The sequence below is a fragment of the Vibrio misgurnus genome (genome assembly GCF_029635775.1).
GTDB lineage: Bacteria > Pseudomonadota > Gammaproteobacteria > Enterobacterales > Vibrionaceae > Vibrio > Vibrio chanodichtyis.
Genome location: NZ_CP113241.1, coordinates 519,479 through 534,936, shown reverse-complemented (window position 1 = coordinate 534,936; position 15,458 = coordinate 519,479). Strand labels below are relative to the sequence as shown.

Below are 15,458 nucleotides of genomic sequence, written 5' to 3'. Positions count from 1 at the left end.
GATTTTTTAAGCATTGCGATAATTCCTAGCGCAAAATCAATCGGCTAGGAATCATCACCAATCCATCCTGCTTAGCAGTTATCCTTGACCGCTTGGGCAATTTTCAGAGCAGATTGTTGCACCAACTCGGCATCTTCACCTTCTACCATCACGCGCAGTAGCGGTTCTGTGCCCGATTTACGCAGTAACACACGCCCTTTCGAACCGAGTTCCGCTTCAACTTGCGCAACCACCGCTTTAACGGCAGAGGCTTGCAGCGGGTTATTGTCACCAGCAAAACGAACATTTTCCAGCACTTGTGGGTAAAGTGTCATACCTTTGGCAAGATCATGCAGGGTCATTTCACTGCCGACGACCGAAGCGAGCACTTGCAAGCCAGCCACAATTGCATCTCCAGTGGTGACTTTATCCAGTAAAATCACATGACCTGAATTTTCTGCGCCAATTTTCCAGCCTTTTTCGAGCAGTTTTTCCATCACGTAGCGATCACCGACCGCAGCACGCACAAACGGAATACCGAGCTGTTTTAAGCCATTTTCCATCCCAAGGTTGGTCATTAGGGTTCCGACCACGCCACCTTTGAGTTCACCACGGCGCAATGCATCGCGCGCAATGATGTAGGCAATTTGGTCACCATCGACTTTATTACCCAGATGGTCAACCATAATGATGCGATCGCCATCCCCATCAAAAGCAAGGCCAAGATCCGCTTGCTCTGCGACCACCCGTTGTTGCAAAGCACGCACATCAGTGGCACCGACTTGATCATTGATATTTAAGCCATTCGGCTCAACACCAATCGCAATCACCTCAGCACCCAGCTCGCGGAACACATTCGGTGCAATGTGGTAGGTTGCACCATGCGCGCAATCAACCACCACTTTCAATCCCGACAAACTGAGTTGAGAAGGAAAGGTGCTTTTACAAAATTCGATATAGCGCCCCGCGGCATCCACCATGCGAGTCGCTTTACCCAACTCAGCCGATTCAACACATTCAATCTCTTTATCCATCTCGGCTTCAATCGCTAATTCAATCTCATCCGGCAGTTTGGTGCCTTGATAAGAGAAGAATTTAATCCCGTTGTCATAATAAGGATTATGCGATGCCGAAATGACGATCCCCGCTTCAGCGCGGAAAGTTTGAGTCAGATACGCAACCGCAGGGGTCGGCATTGGTCCGGTAAAGGTGGCTTTTAATCCCGCCGCTGCCAGCCCCGCTTCCAAGGCCGACTCCAGCATATAGCCAGAAATCCGCGTATCTTTACCTATGATGACTTTTTTGGTGCCTTGTTTTGCCAAAACACGTCCAGCCGCCCAGCCAAGCTTAAGTACAAAATCAGGTGTAATCGGGTACTGGCCAACTTTGCCACGCACCCCATCAGTGCCAAAATAACGTCTTTTATCAGACATTTGCGTTCCCTTTAATTTATTATTTTTACTGATTGCTGTGCATCATCTGCACCATTTTCAGTGCGTCAATTGTTGCTTCAACATCATGTACCCGAATGATTTGCGCCCCTTTCTGTGCGGCAAGGGTCGCACACGCGACGCTCCCTGCGACACACTCTGCAGGTTGCTTATTCAGCGTTTTAAAGATCATTGATTTACGGGACATTCCCGCCAAAACCGGCAATCCGAAACGATGAAAATGCTCTAGGTGAGCGAGCAAATGATAATTGTGTTGGATCGATTTTCCAAAGCCAAAACCGGGATCTAAGATAATATTCTCACGCTTAATACCACTCGCTTCACAGATAGCAATCCGCTCAGCCAGAAATTGACTAACCTCTTCAATCAAATGGTGATAGTGCGGATCTTGTTGCATGGTGCGCGGTTGGCCTTGCATATGCATAATGCACACTGGCACTTGCGCTTGCGCCACGACTTCTAACGCCTGTGGCTCCTGTAAGGCACGGATATCATTAATCAAGTCGGCACCGGCGGCGATAGCTTGGCGCATCACTTCCGCTTTACTGGTATCAATCGAGATCCACACTTGTGAGTCTCGCGCACGGATCGCTTGCACCAACGGGATCACGCGCTGCAATTCATCAGCTAAGGTGACTTCTGGCGCACCAGGACGAGTCGACTCACCGCCAATATCAATGATCGCCGCCCCCGCGTTGATCATCTGCTGTGCGCGAGTCAGCGCGAGGTCGAGATCCACATAACATCCGCCGTCAGAAAAAGAGTCTGGCGTGGTATTTAAAATCCCCATCACGACTGGAGAGTGCAGATCAAGCTGCTTATTGGCATAGCTAATTTTCATATGGATAAATTTTCCCTCCCTTGCAAACACAAAACCCCGAACAAGTCGGGGTTTAGGATTAACAACGCGTTTATTGTGCGTCTTTGTTATCACTCGATGCGCTGGCATCCGGTTGAGGATCGACCGATTCTTCCGGAGTAGCGCTATCTGAATCACTTGCCACAGCGGGTGCTGCCTTGACTTCAGTAGCCGCTTTAGCGTGATCGCCCCAACCCGCAGGTTCACGGATCACCGCTTTACGAGCCATTAAGTCATCAATTTGACCGGCATCGATGGTTTCATATTTCATCAACGCATCTTTCATCGCATGCATGATGTCCATGTTATCGCTAATGATTTGACGTGCACGTTCATAGTTGCGGTCGATCAAAATACGAATTTCATCATCAATCAACTTAGCCGTGTCATCCGACATATGCTTAGTCTGAGTCACGCTACGACCAAGGAACACTTCACCTTCATCTTCGGCATATAGCATCGGGCCAAGTTTTTCCGAGAAGCCCCACTGGGTCACCATTTTGCGTGCAATTTCAGTGGCACGTTCAATATCATTCGAAGCACCGGTTGACACTTTATCTTTGCCATAGATCAGCTCTTCAGCAAGACGGCCACCATATAGGCTAGAGATCATCGATTCCAGATGCTGCTTCGACATGCTGACGCGATCTTGCTCCGGCAGATACATGGTCACCCCTAGCGCTCGGCCACGTGGAATGATCGACACTTTATACACTGGATCATGTTCGGGTACTAAACGACCAACCACCGCATGACCGGCTTCATGATAAGCGGTAGACTCTTTGACTTCTTCCGACATCACCATCGAACGGCGCTCGGCACCCATCATGATTTTGTCTTTCGCCAGTTCAAACTCAACCATCGACACGTTACGTTTATCACCGCGAGCGGCAAACAGTGCGGCTTCGTTAACTAGGTTAGCCAAATCGGCACCAGAGAAACCAGGAGTACCACGCGCAATCAATGCAGGCTGTACATCATCGGCCAAAGGCACTTTACGCATATGCACTTTAAGGATCTGTTCACGGCCACGCACATCCGGCAATCCGACCACCACTTGACGGTCGAAACGTCCCGGACGCAATAGAGCAGGGTCAAGTACATCTGGACGGTTGGTAGCCGCAATCACGATGATGCCTTCATTACCTTCGAAACCATCCATTTCAACCAGCATTTGGTTGAGGGTTTGTTCACGTTCATCATGACCACCACCGACACCCGCGCCACGTTGACGGCCGACCGCATCGATTTCATCAATAAAGATGATACACGGTGAGGCTTTCTTGGCTTGTTCAAACATGTCACGCACACGCGATGCACCGACACCGACAAACATTTCAACGAAATCAGAGCCGGAAATAGTAAAGAACGGTACTTTCGCTTCACCGGCAATCGCTTTGGCTAGCAGTGTTTTACCAGTACCAGGAGGCCCCACCATCAGAACCCCAGTTGGAATTTTACCACCGAGTTTTTGGAAGCGGCTAGGATCACGCAGGTAATCGACCAGCTCTTTCACATCTTCTTTAGCTTCATCACAGCCAGCCACATCATTAAAGGTGGTTTTGATCTGCTCTTCACTCATCATGCGTGCTTTACTTTTGCCAAACGACATGGCGCCTTTACCGCCACCGCCTTGCATTTGACGCATGAAGAAGATCCACACCCCAATCAGCAGAATCATCGGGAACCATGAGATAAAAATGGTGCCGAGTAAGCTTTGCTCTTCTGGTGGCGTACCTTGTACTTTAACGTCTTGATTAATCAAGTCATCGAGCAGCTTTTGATCATAAACCGGCATGTAAGTTACATAACGGCTACCACCACCACGACGCATGAAAGTAATTTCACCGTTGTTGAATTGTGCTTCCTGAATCTGGCCTTGACCCACTTCTTTTACGAAGGTGGTGTAGTCAACCGCTCTGCCACTGTTTTCACTTGGGCCGAAGCTCTGGAATACCGACATTAAAACGACCGCAATCACCAGCCACAGAATTAAATTTTTTGCCATGTCACTCAAGGTGTAAGCCTCTCGATAACTAATTGTAATTGAAAAATAGGGTACTACAGTTTATCACTAGCGGCTATAGACTCTACTTGGACACCCAAGGGTGAAATAGTTAACCTTTGTAACCAGTCGCCACGATAAAAACTTCTCGTGAACGGGCTCGTGAGGAATCGGGTTTACGAATTTTCACCACTTTAAACAGATCGCGCACGGCCTTGACATAGTCATCAAAACCCTCGCCTTGGAACACTTTCACCACAAAACTACCATCGGGAGCCAGAACTTGTCGACACATATCCAGTGCTAACTCAACCAGATACATCGCGCGCGGTTGATCAACCGATAGATTGCCAGCCATATTCGGCGCCATATCCGACATCACCACATCCACCATGTCTGGCTGAATGCGCTCAAGCAAGGCATTCAATACCGCTTCTTCCCGAAAGTCCCCTTGCAGGAAAGAGACGCCAGCGATCGACTGCATCGGTAGCAGGTCACAGGCGATCACCCGCCCACTATCTCCCACCACTTTGGCAGAAAACTGCGACCAGCCCCCCGGTGCGGCACCTAGATCGACCACCGTCATGCCGGGTTTGAGCAGTTTATCTTTGTTTTGGATCTCTTCTATTTTGAAGATCGCACGTGAACGATAACCTTTTTTTCTCGCCTCGTTAGCGTACTTGTCATCAAAATGCTCTTTTAACCAGCGAGTTGAGCTGGCTGAGTGTTTCTGTTTACTCATTATATTCCTAACTAAGTCACCACGATCTGAGAAAGTATGGTAGAAAATATAGTCTTCTCGAATAGATGGCGCTAAAATGACGGTTTTCAACCCTAATATTAAATAAATTTGGCCGCGTAATGAACCTAAGCAACAAACAAAAACAGCATCTGAAAGGCTTGGCACACAACTTAAAACCCGTTGTGTTAATGGGCGCAAACGGATTAACAGAAGCTGTGCTGGCGGAAATCGAAATTGCGCTTGATCACCACGAACTGATTAAAATCAAAGTGGTTTCAGAAGATCGTGAAACTAAACTATTGATTGTTGATGCTATTGTTCGCGAAACTGGTGCCGAAAAAGTACAAGTGATTGGTAAAGTATTGGTACTTTATCGCCAATCACCGCAACGTAAAATCGAATTACCGCGCAAATAAATTAGCCGCAGGATCCACAAAAAAGGTCGCAATCGCGACCTTTTTCCTTATTGGGCATCGAATTAACGATACTCAACGCGATCAATTTCCAACAGCTTATCGCCACCTGGAGTCGCAATCGCCACTTCATCGCCTTCAAACTTGCCAATCAAACCACGAGCAATCGGTGAGTTAACCGAAATACGGCCTGATTTGATATCGGCTTCATCATCACCAACGATTTGGTAAGTTTTCTCTTCGTCACTATCGACATCAATCACAGTAACCGTGGCACCAAAAATCACTTTGCCACTGTTGTCCATTTTGGTCACATCGATCACTTGCGCTACCGATAGCTTATATTCGATATCACGAATTTGCGCTTCACAGATCCCCTGCTCTTCGCGAGCGGCATGGTATTCCGCATTCTCTTTCAGATCACCAAGCTCGCGAGCTTCGGCAATCGCTTGCGTAATTTTCGGTCTCAGCTTTAATAGCCGATCAAGCTCTTCACGTAGCAGTTGTTCGCCACGCAATGTCATTGGAACTTTTTCCATCATCTACCTCTGCGCCAAAGTGTTGCTTTGGACAATAAAAAACATCCCCAACATCCTAAAGCGAGTCAGGTCAGGGTTGAACCATTTGGATTACCCGAAAGTGTAAACAAAGTTAAGAGTGAAATCATCCAAATTCAAGATTTGCGAGGCGAATTTACGCCAATGGTGATTTGACCATTTTATCTGTGATCGTCCACACAGTTGAATTGTCGTCAATTTACTCAAATCTGATAAAAAAAAATAAAAAACACCGCTAAAACAATATTTTTTTTGAACGACAAAATTTAATAAAAAATTAATAAAAACATCATCTTGATATTTTTTTATCAACAATAAAACAGTGTTCATAAGTCTGATTTATATCATTTTACTAACCAATAGCGGAACTTTGGGAGTAAAAAAACAACCACGAAATCGGCGACAACATCAATTTCGCTAGACTGTGTGGTTGTATACCCCCATACCGCAGATTGGTCCGGCTTGATGGTGAGTCAATTTCGTGTGACGTGGCTTACGTCGTATAAAAATCAAATTTATGGACAATAAATTAGGACTTAATAATATGAACAAGACTCTTATTGCTCTTGCTGTTTCAGCTGCTGCAGTGGCTACCGGTGTAAACGCTAGCGAACTCTACAACCAAGATGGCACCTCTTTGAACATGGGTGGCCGTGCTGAAGCGCGTCTGTCTGTAAAAGATGGTAAAGCGGAAGACAAAACTCGCGTGCGTCTAAACTTCCTCGGTAAAGTAGCGATCAACGACAGCCTGTATGGTGTCGGTTTCTACGAAGGTGAATTCACTACTAATGACTCAGAAATTTATAAGAATGACGAAGACGGTTCTAAACTAGACAACCGTTACACCTATGCAGGAATCGGCGGTACATTCGGTGAAGTGACTTACGGTAAAAACGATGGCGCACTGGGTGTGATCACTGACTTTACCGATATCATGGCTTACCACGGTAACTCGGCAGCGGATAAAATTGCTGTAGCTGATCGCACAGACAATATGCTGGCGTATAAAGGTCAATTTGCGGACCTAGGTATCAAAGCAAGCTACCGTTTTGCTGACCGCAGCGATAATACAAATAAAACAGATTTTATCGATAACGGTAAAGATGGCTACTCTCTATCTGCAATCTATGCATTGGGTGACACTGGTTTAAATATCGGTGCCGGTTATGCAGACCAAGACAAAGCTAACCAGTATATGCTGGCAGCTTCTTACGCAATCGCTGATTTCTACTTTGCTGGTGTATTCACTGATGGTGAAAAAGCGGCAACTAATGGCGATTATACAGGTTATGAATTAGCAGCAGCTTATAAATTAGGTCAAGCTAAATTTACCACTACCTATAATAATGCCGAAACTAACAGCGAAACTTCAGCAAATAACTTTGCTATCGACGCAACTTACTTCTTCAAGCCAAACTTCCGCACTTACATCTCATACAACTTCAATATGATTGATTCTGGTGATGTGTTAGGCAAAGCTGGTGGTAACACTGTAGCGACTAAAATCAATGCAGAAGACGAACTGGCAATCGGCCTACGTTACGACTTCTAATTGCTGACTTAAGGTCACATGCTTAACGCCTGCTTACTAGCAGGCGTTTTTTTATCTGGCTATACTGCAAATTCAATGGTGCTTGGAAGTTTGAGTTATGGGTTGGCGCGTTATCTTAATTAGGCTACTGCTGCTCAGTTTACTGCTTGGCGGTACGCCACTACGCGCGCAAAACCCGTTGAGTGGCGCAGTCCATAAGCTTCCGGCTGGTACACGTTATGCGCTACTGATTGAGCCAATTCACGCTACGCAGCCCACGCTTGCGCTCAACGCCGATGGATATTATCCACCCGCCAGCACCCTTAAAATATTAACCGCACTGGCAGCCAAGCTGGAATTGGGCGATGAGTTTCGCTTTAGTACCGAACTGCTGCGCGCGAAACAAGATTGGGCGATTCATTTTTCCGGAGATCCAACCCTGACCAGCGCCGATATTAACGCGCTACTCCAGCAGCTTAAAGTGCACAGTGGCGGGCAGATCGACGGTGATTTATGGCTGGATGATAGCGCATTTAGCGGCTATCAACGTGCGGTTGGCTGGCCGTGGGACATTCTCGGCGTCTGCTATAGTGCACCGGTCAGTGCGATCAATTTAGACAGCAACTGTATTCAAGCCTCGATTTATACAGAGCCGCAAGGCAAAACCCGTGTCTATGTACCGGAGCACCATCCTGTACATGTGCAGTCACAAACCATCAGTGTCAGCCAAGCGCAGCAAGAAAGCCTACGCTGCGATTTAGAGCTCACCACTAGCCCTGAAAACCACTATCAATTAGCCGGCTGTCTAGTGCAGCGCGATAAACCATTAGCCTTGAAATTAGCGGTACAAGATACGGGTCTGTATACCCAGCGCATCGTGTATCGCCTACTCGGGCAGTTAAATATTAAGCTCAAAGGCCAAGTTAAGATTGGCACTCCGCCATTTGCACCACTTGAACGCGTGGCGCAACATCAATCCGCGCCTCTGGCTGAATTATTGCCCCTCATGCTGCAAAAATCCGACAACTTGATTGCCGATAGCTTAACCAAAACTTTAGGTCAGCATTTTTATCTGCAACCAGGCAGTTTTGCCAACGGCACGCAAGCGATTAAACAGATTTTGTACTCCAGAGCCGGGATTGACTTACAAGATAGCCCGTTGGCGGATGGCTCAGGTCTGTCGCGCAATAACCGGATCCGGCCACAAGTGATGCTAGAGATTCTGCGCTATATTTATCAACATGATGCCGAACTTGGTTTGATTGCTATGCTGCCTAGCGCTGGGCAATCTGGCACCTTGCAATATCGACGCAGTATGCGTAGCCCACTCGTCAGCGGTCAAATTAAAGCCAAAAGTGGTTCGCTGTATGGCACCTATAACATGGCTGGCTTTATCGTCGATCAACAGCAGCGTCCAACCACTCTGTTTGTTCAATTTATCACGGATTATTTTCCGCCCCCAGCTCAGCCTACCGTAGTAGTGGAAGCGCCGATTGTGCAATTTGAAAGTGAGCTTTACCAACAACTGATTGAGTGGGATCGCTCACAGGACAATGCGCCATAAAGCTGAGCTGACTCACCGTGTGACCACTACAGTGCTCAAGGCGCGCTAGCTTAGTCAGTAAACTTAATCAATGGGCTTAATCAATGGACTTAGCCACTCAAACGGCGGCGATAAAAAAAGCGCCGATTGGCGCTTTTTTCGATGTAAGCAAGTAGCTGACTACAACTCAATGGTCATATTACTGAATAGTTATATTACTGAATGGTCACACGGGCAAACTTGCGCTTACCCACTTGGTAAACCGCAGTGCCACAAGCAGGGACTAATTTGGCATCTTCGAGCTTCTCACCGTCTTGCTTCACGGCCCCTTGCTTGATCATGCGCAGCGCATCCGAGGTAGAAGCCACTAGCCCCGCCTCTTTAAGCAGATTAGAGATCGCAATCCCAGCCGCAAAACTAAACTCTGGCATTTCCTCTGGCATCGCGCCTTTTTGGAAACGATTGATGAATTCTTGCTCTGCCGCTTCAGCATCCGCTTCGCTATGGAAACGGGCAATGATCTCTTTCGCGAGTAGGATCTTAATATCACGCGGGTTGGTGCCTTGCGTCACATCCGCTTTGAACTGAGCAATTTGCTCTAACGGACGGAAAGAGAGTAGTTCGTAGTAGCTCCACATCAGATCATCAGAGATCGACATGATTTTGCCAAACATTTCGTTCGGCGCTTCGCTCACCCCAATATAGTTGTGCGCGGACTTCGACATTTTTTTCTCGCCATCCAGCCCAACCAGCAGCGGCATCATCAATACCACTTGTGGTTTTTGACCATGGGATTTTTGCAACTCGCGTCCCATCAGCAGGTTGAACTTCTGATCGGTACCGCCAAGCTCGACATCAGTTTCCATCGCCACTGAGTCATAACCTTGTAGCAAAGGATACATAAACTCATGAATCGCAATCGGCTGGCCATTGTGGTAGCGCTTTTTAAAATCATCCCGTTCCAGCATACGTGCTACCGTTTGATTCGAAGCGAGTCGGATCATCCCTTCTGCGCCGAGCTGCGATAACCATTCTGAATTGAATTGAATTTTGGTTTTTGCTGGATCAAGGATCTTAAACACTTGCTGCTTATAGGTTTCCGCATTGCGCAATACATCTTCGCGGGTCAGCGGTGGACGAGTGGTATTTTTACCAGTCGGATCACCAACCATACCGGTAAAATCACCAATCAGAAACGTCACATCATGGCCTAAATCCTGGAAAGTACGCAGCTTATTGAGGATAACCGTATGACCTAAGTGAATATCCGGAGCCGTTGGATCCGCGCCCAATTTAATGCGTAGTGGACGATTTTCTTTGAGCTTAGCCATCAGCTCTTCTTCTGGGATCAGCTCTTCAACACCACGTTTAATCTCAGCCAAAGCCGCTTCAATACTCGCCATTCTTGTTCACTCCCACAGATTTGGCAAAAATATGCTAGTGGGACATCTTACTTGAATAGCGATGCATTTTGAAACCAGTTAGACTAGCGGGCAGCGATTTTGTTAATAATTAAATGAATTTGAACTGAATATGCTTTCTCTTTTCAATCGTCTGCCTTGGCTACACCGCGTGTTAATCACCGCATTTAGCGCCATCATCGTATTCGCGGTGTTTTTTCTGCCCAACTCTGATGGCTTACGTCAATCGAACAGTCAATTAGAAGTTGGGCGTCATTACCCGATAGAGCTCGATAACCAACTGTTTGCTAACCTAGAGCAAGAGACGCCGATCTCAACCGCGATGCTGCGCTGGGAAACGCACCAAGTCCGCAATGGCGAAAGTGCCGCAGTACTATTTCAACGCGCTGGACTCTCGTCACGTTTGCTGCATGAGCTAACCTCAAGCAACAGTGATATCAATAGTCAATTATCTAGACTCATGCCGAAGGATGAATTGAAATTCGGTTTTGATGAAAATGATCAGTTGGTGCAACTCAAACGTACCATTAGCCCTTACGAAAGCTTTGTGGTGACGCGTTCAGATTCGGGTTTCAGCTCCGAATTTGATAAGAAAGAGGTGTTTTTCCAACTCAACTATGCCGAAGCAGAGATCACCTCTAATTTCTGGAATGCGGGCGTAGCAGCAGGATTAAGCGCCAACCAAATTATGGAGTTGGCCAATCTGTTTGGCTGGGATATCGATTTTGCACTCGATATTCGCGCTGGTGATCACTTCAAATTGCTCTATCAAGAAAAAATTGTTGAGGGTAGCGTGATTGGACGCGGCAATATTATTGCTGCCACCTTTACCAACCAAGGCACAACCTTTACCACCATTTTGGATGACAACACGGGTAACTATTACGACCAAGATGGTCGTGCGATGAAAAAAGCCTTTTTGCGCTCACCGGTTGATTTTCGCCGTGTCTCATCGAATTTTAATCCGCGGCGTTTGCATCCGGTCACTGGCCAAGTCGCTGCACACCGTGGTACCGACTATGTGGCTCCGGTTGGTACCCCAATTTGGGCCGCGGGGGATGGCGTGGTGGAAAAATCGAGCTACAACCAATTTAACGGTAACTATGTTTATATTCGGCATAACAGCACTTACCTGACCAAATACCTGCACTTACAACGACGTATGGTGAAAACTGGTCAACGAGTCAAACAAAATCAAACAATTGGGACTTTAGGCGGCACTGGTCGCGTCACTGGTCCGCATTTGCATTATGAATTTTTGGTCAATGGCGTACACAAAAACCCAAGAACGGTCGAGTTACCGCAGGCTCAATCATTGAAAGGCAAAGCCAAAGAGACCTTTATTGCCAATGCCAAGCAGCGCATGGCCAAACTCGAACGCTACAGCCAGTTGCTGTATGCCAAGCAGTAGCATTAAAACCCTCGATAACTATACCCAAACAACTTGGAGTTGCAGGTAGGCGGCAAGTGAATGAGTCCCCATGAGCATAGGTAAACTATGTGATTGGGGTGAAGCAACGTAGCCAACACCGCTGCAGCTTCAAGTAGGAAGGGGATAACCATCGATAAAAAGAGGGCCAGTCAAAACACGACTGGCCCTCTTCGTTGTTAGTCATATTGCGGCTCGATAGCGCGCACAATTAAACGCTAAATGATGCACCACAGCCACAGGTAGTGGTGGCATTTGGGTTATTGACGAAAAATCTCGACCCTTCCAGCCCTTCAGTATAGTCAACCACCCCACCAATCAAATACTGCAAACTCATCGGATCAACCACCAAGATCACACCACTGTTATCAATCGTGGTATCGCCTTCATTGACCGTTTCATCAAAAGTAAAACCGTACTGGAAACCGCTACAACCGCCACCAGTAATGTAAACACGCAGCATTAGCGATGGATTTTCTTCTTCAGCAATCAATGCCTTGACCCGGCTTGCTGCCGCGTCAGAAAAGGATAATGGAATAGTAACTTCGCTCACGATGACCTCTCATTCGTGCAACGTGCCACGCTAACCCGTCAAGGGTGCGCCACACATCTCATAGTAATAATGGCGCGATTATCTAATACCTGAGTTAAGCGTTCAAGTATTAGCCTTAATCGAAATGGATTTGCTGACGGAAATCGCTGCATGACAAGTAGACTTACGATGATTGATCGACAACTTCGGTAAAAATGTAGCGAAAATATTTCACCCTATGGAGCATCGGCGTACAATGCCCCCCAAATTGGTCCGATTGATCATAAGAGGAAAATAACATGACCAAATCCGCCGAGTTATATCAAAAGGCACAAACCACCATTCCTGGCGGAGTAAACTCGCCAGTGCGTGCCTTTAACGGAGTTGGTGGTTCGCCAATTTTTATTGAACGAGCTGACGGCGCGCTGATTTTTGATGCCGATGGCAAAGCCTACATTGATTATGTTGGTTCATGGGGACCGATGATCCTTGGCCATAACCATGCCGCGATCCGTGATGCGGTGATGCAAGCGGCGCAGCGCGGTTTAAGTTTTGGCGCACCAACCGCCATGGAAATCACCATGGCAGAATTAGTCTCTGAGTTAGTGCCATCGATGGAACAACTGCGCATGGTTAACTCAGGTACGGAAGCGACCATGAGTGCGATTCGCCTCGCGCGGGGTTACACCGGCCGCGACAAAATCATCAAGTTTGAAGGTTGTTACCACGGCCATGCCGATAGCTTATTAGTCAAAGCCGGATCGGGTGCGCTGACCTTGGGTCAACCAAGCTCTCCCGGTGTTCCAGAAGATTTTGCTAAGCATACTTTAACCGCTCGTTTTAACGATTTAGACTCTGTGCGCCAGCTTTTCGCCGCCAATCCCGGTAAAATCGCCTGTATTATTGTTGAGCCTGTAGCGGGTAATATGAACTGTATCCCACCCGAGGAAGGTTTCCATCAAGGGCTGCGCGAGATTTGTGACCAACACGGCGCACTACTGATTTTTGATGAAGTAATGACTGGTTTTCGCGTGGCACTAGGCGGTGCGCAGGCTTATTACAACATCAAGCCCGACTTAACCACATTAGGTAAAGTGATTGGTGGCGGAATGCCCGTCGGTGCGTTTGGTGGTCGACGTGAAATCATGCAGTACATTGCGCCAACGGGCCCGGTTTACCAAGCCGGCACCCTATCGGGTAACCCGATTGCGATGGCCGCTGGTTATGCGTGCCTTAATCTGCTGCGTGAAGAAGGCAATGAAAAACGCCTCGCTGAAATCACCAAACAACTGGCGGATGGTTTCAAATCACTGGCTGATCAACACGGCATTCCGCTGTTAGTCCATCAAGTCGGTGGCATGTTTGGCTTCTTCTTTACCGAGCAGCAGCAAGTAACCTGCTATGAAGACGTGGCCCGTTGCGATGTGGAACGTTTCAAACGCTTCTTCCATTTGATGTTAGAGCATGGCGTTTACCTCGCGCCTTCTGCCTTTGAAGCAAGCTTTACCTCATTGGCACATGGCAGCAGAGAAATTGCCGCTACGCTGGAAGCAGCCGATCGCAGCTTTGCAATCCTAGCCGCGCAGGCTTAAGCCATACACCATCGATGGCTAAATCTATAAATAACTGTAGATAACCCGCTATAGATGACTAAGGCAGCCGATCGGCTGCCTTTTTATCGACTTGTGTACGGGTAAACCAGCTTTACTGCCAGTAATACAGGCTCACCAGCACTAAAGCACCAATCACCAAAGCCAGCCACGGAATTGACTTACGTTTTGCTGACTTGCCACTACACTCATTGTTATCACAACAGCCCATATCCACCTCTCGATTGCTAAGCAGCGCGATTGGCCTCATTATAGCCTTAACACTCCTTTAACCGGATAAATTCTGTGTCAGAAAAAATTCCATTAACCTCCCGTCATCGTGTATTAGTAGTGGCACTGCTGGCGGCGGCACTCGCTTGTTACTGGTTGGTTGAACCTTATATCAATTCGATTGTGATGGCGTTCATCCTCTCTTTATTGATGTTTCCGATCCATAGCTGGTTTGAAAGTAAATTGCGCTCACACCCCAATCTTGCCGCACTGTTATCTTGTATTGTGCTGACCGTAATTGTGGTGATCCCGCTCGGTTTTATTTTTGGCGCGCTGGTACAACAAGGATCGAAATTTTCGCAAAACCTTTACACTTGGGTCTCGCATGGCGGTATTCAGGAGTTATTCAATCACCCATGGGTGGTTAAAGGGCTCGATTTAATCAATCAATATTTGCCCTTTGAAGAGATTAGCTCGCAACAAATCGCGCAGCGAATTGGCCAATTTGCTACTGCATTTGGTAGTAATTTGGTGAGTATTAGCGCCAAAATTGTCGGGGATACCACCAGCTTTATCATGAGTTTTTTCCTGATGCTGTTTGTGCTGTTTTTCTTGCTGCGTGACCACGATCAGATCATCAGTGCTATCCGTCATATCTTGCCACTATCACGCAGCCAAGAAGATCGCTTACTGACAGAAATTGAAAATGTCTCTAAGTCAGCGGTGATGGGCTCGTTTTTAACCGCGATCGCTCAAGGCTTAGCCGGTGGACTGGGCATGTGGCTCGCCGGATTCCCCGGACTATTTTGGGGTACCATGATGGGCTTCGCCTCTTTCATTCCCGTGATCGGTACTGCGTTAATCTGGATCCCAGCCACACTGTATTTGTTGTTAACTGGCGACACTAACTGGGGAATTTTCCTTGCCATATGGTGCGTGATCATAGTGGGTTCAATTGATAATTTGCTGCGCCCTTTATTAATGCAAGGCAGTGCCGGCATGAATACGCTGATGATCTTTTTCTCCCTGCTTGGCGGACTCCAGTTGTTTGGTTTGATTGGCTTAATTTATGGTCCCCTGATCTTTGCCATCACCATAGTGCTGTTTAATCTTTACGAAGAAGAGTTTCGCAGCTTTTTGGATCAACAAGACAACAGTTGATCCAAAGTTAACACT

Annotated in this window: 14 protein-coding genes; 6 read left to right on the top strand and 8 right to left on the bottom strand. The window is 47.3% G+C overall.

The features are described from left to right. Nucleotides 1-71: 71 nt before the first annotated feature. The 4 genes from glmM to rlmE all read right to left on the bottom strand — a co-directional run bounded on the left by glmM (nucleotide 72) and on the right by rlmE (nucleotide 5,036). A complete protein-coding gene (glmM, locus tag OOK74_RS02585) occupies nucleotides 72-1,412 on the bottom strand; it encodes a phosphoglucosamine mutase (RefSeq protein ID WP_274722445.1) in 1,341 nt (446 codons plus the stop codon). 25 nt (nucleotides 1,413-1,437) lie between these two features. Further along, nucleotides 1,438-2,271, bottom strand: a complete 834-nt coding sequence (folP, locus tag OOK74_RS02580) for a dihydropteroate synthase (RefSeq protein ID WP_278183070.1) — start codon at nucleotides 2,269-2,271, stop codon at nucleotides 1,438-1,440. Between the two features lie 70 nt (nucleotides 2,272-2,341). Next, nucleotides 2,342-4,297: an ATP-dependent zinc metalloprotease FtsH gene (gene ftsH, locus OOK74_RS02575; RefSeq protein WP_278183069.1), complete on the bottom strand. Its 1,956-nt coding sequence runs from the start codon at nucleotides 4,295-4,297 to the stop codon at nucleotides 2,342-2,344. Nucleotides 4,298-4,406: 109 nt separating this feature from the next. Next, entirely contained in the window at nucleotides 4,407-5,036 is a 630-nt protein-coding gene (gene rlmE, locus OOK74_RS02570) for a 23S rRNA (uridine(2552)-2'-O)-methyltransferase RlmE (protein WP_278183068.1), read from the bottom strand. 119 nt (nucleotides 5,037-5,155) lie between these two features. Between rlmE and yhbY the strand changes: the two genes are divergently transcribed. Next, nucleotides 5,156-5,452 (top strand): ribosome assembly RNA-binding protein YhbY, encoded by a 297-nt coding sequence (yhbY, locus tag OOK74_RS02565; RefSeq protein ID WP_274722442.1) that lies wholly within the window; start codon nucleotides 5,156-5,158, stop codon nucleotides 5,450-5,452. Nucleotides 5,453-5,514: 62 nt separating this feature from the next. Here yhbY and greA read toward each other — a convergent pair whose 3' ends face one another. After that, complete coding sequence (gene greA, locus OOK74_RS02560) at nucleotides 5,515-5,988, bottom strand: transcription elongation factor GreA (protein ID WP_274722524.1); 474 nt, start codon at nucleotides 5,986-5,988, stop codon at nucleotides 5,515-5,517. 562 nt (nucleotides 5,989-6,550) lie between these two features. Here greA and OOK74_RS02555 point away from each other — a divergent pair. Continuing rightward, complete coding sequence (locus OOK74_RS02555) at nucleotides 6,551-7,558, top strand: porin (protein ID WP_278183067.1); 1,008 nt, start codon at nucleotides 6,551-6,553, stop codon at nucleotides 7,556-7,558. A gap of 97 nt (nucleotides 7,559-7,655) precedes the next feature. Then, nucleotides 7,656-9,101 (top strand): serine-type D-Ala-D-Ala carboxypeptidase, encoded by a 1,446-nt coding sequence (gene dacB, locus OOK74_RS02550; protein WP_278183066.1) that lies wholly within the window; start codon nucleotides 7,656-7,658, stop codon nucleotides 9,099-9,101. 194 nt (nucleotides 9,102-9,295) lie between these two features. Here dacB and tyrS read toward each other — a convergent pair whose 3' ends face one another. Then, nucleotides 9,296-10,483 (bottom strand): tyrosine--tRNA ligase, encoded by a 1,188-nt coding sequence (gene tyrS / locus OOK74_RS02545; RefSeq protein WP_277206327.1) that lies wholly within the window; start codon nucleotides 10,481-10,483, stop codon nucleotides 9,296-9,298. 130 nt (nucleotides 10,484-10,613) lie between these two features. On the opposite strand from tyrS, the gene shyC reads away from it, so the two are divergent. After that, nucleotides 10,614-11,912: a peptidoglycan DD-endopeptidase ShyC gene (gene shyC / locus OOK74_RS02540; RefSeq protein WP_278183065.1), complete on the top strand. Its 1,299-nt coding sequence runs from the start codon at nucleotides 10,614-10,616 to the stop codon at nucleotides 11,910-11,912. A 229-nt stretch (nucleotides 11,913-12,141) separates the two neighbouring features. On the opposite strand, the gene erpA is transcribed toward shyC, so the two are convergent. After that, the gene (gene erpA / locus OOK74_RS02535; protein ID WP_166013584.1) at nucleotides 12,142-12,483 is read right to left on the bottom strand and encodes an iron-sulfur cluster insertion protein ErpA; all 342 of its coding nucleotides are present in this window, start codon (nucleotides 12,481-12,483) and stop codon (nucleotides 12,142-12,144) included. A gap of 278 nt (nucleotides 12,484-12,761) precedes the next feature. Between erpA and hemL the strand changes: the two genes are divergently transcribed. Continuing rightward, nucleotides 12,762-14,054, top strand: a complete 1,293-nt coding sequence (gene hemL, locus OOK74_RS02530; protein WP_278183064.1) for a glutamate-1-semialdehyde 2,1-aminomutase — start codon at nucleotides 12,762-12,764, stop codon at nucleotides 14,052-14,054. 112 nt (nucleotides 14,055-14,166) lie between these two features. Here the strand turns inward: hemL and OOK74_RS02525 are convergent, their stop codons facing one another. Next, nucleotides 14,167-14,322 carry a hypothetical protein gene (locus tag OOK74_RS02525; protein ID WP_278183063.1) on the bottom strand — a complete coding sequence of 52 codons (156 nt, stop codon included), beginning with the start codon at nucleotides 14,320-14,322 and terminating at the stop codon, nucleotides 14,167-14,169. A gap of 35 nt (nucleotides 14,323-14,357) precedes the next feature. Between OOK74_RS02525 and OOK74_RS02520 the strand changes: the two genes are divergently transcribed. Continuing rightward, nucleotides 14,358-15,443, top strand: coding sequence for an AI-2E family transporter (locus OOK74_RS02520; protein ID WP_278183062.1), 1,086 nt, complete (start codon nucleotides 14,358-14,360; stop codon nucleotides 15,441-15,443). The last annotated feature ends 15 nt before the right edge of the window (nucleotides 15,444-15,458 follow it).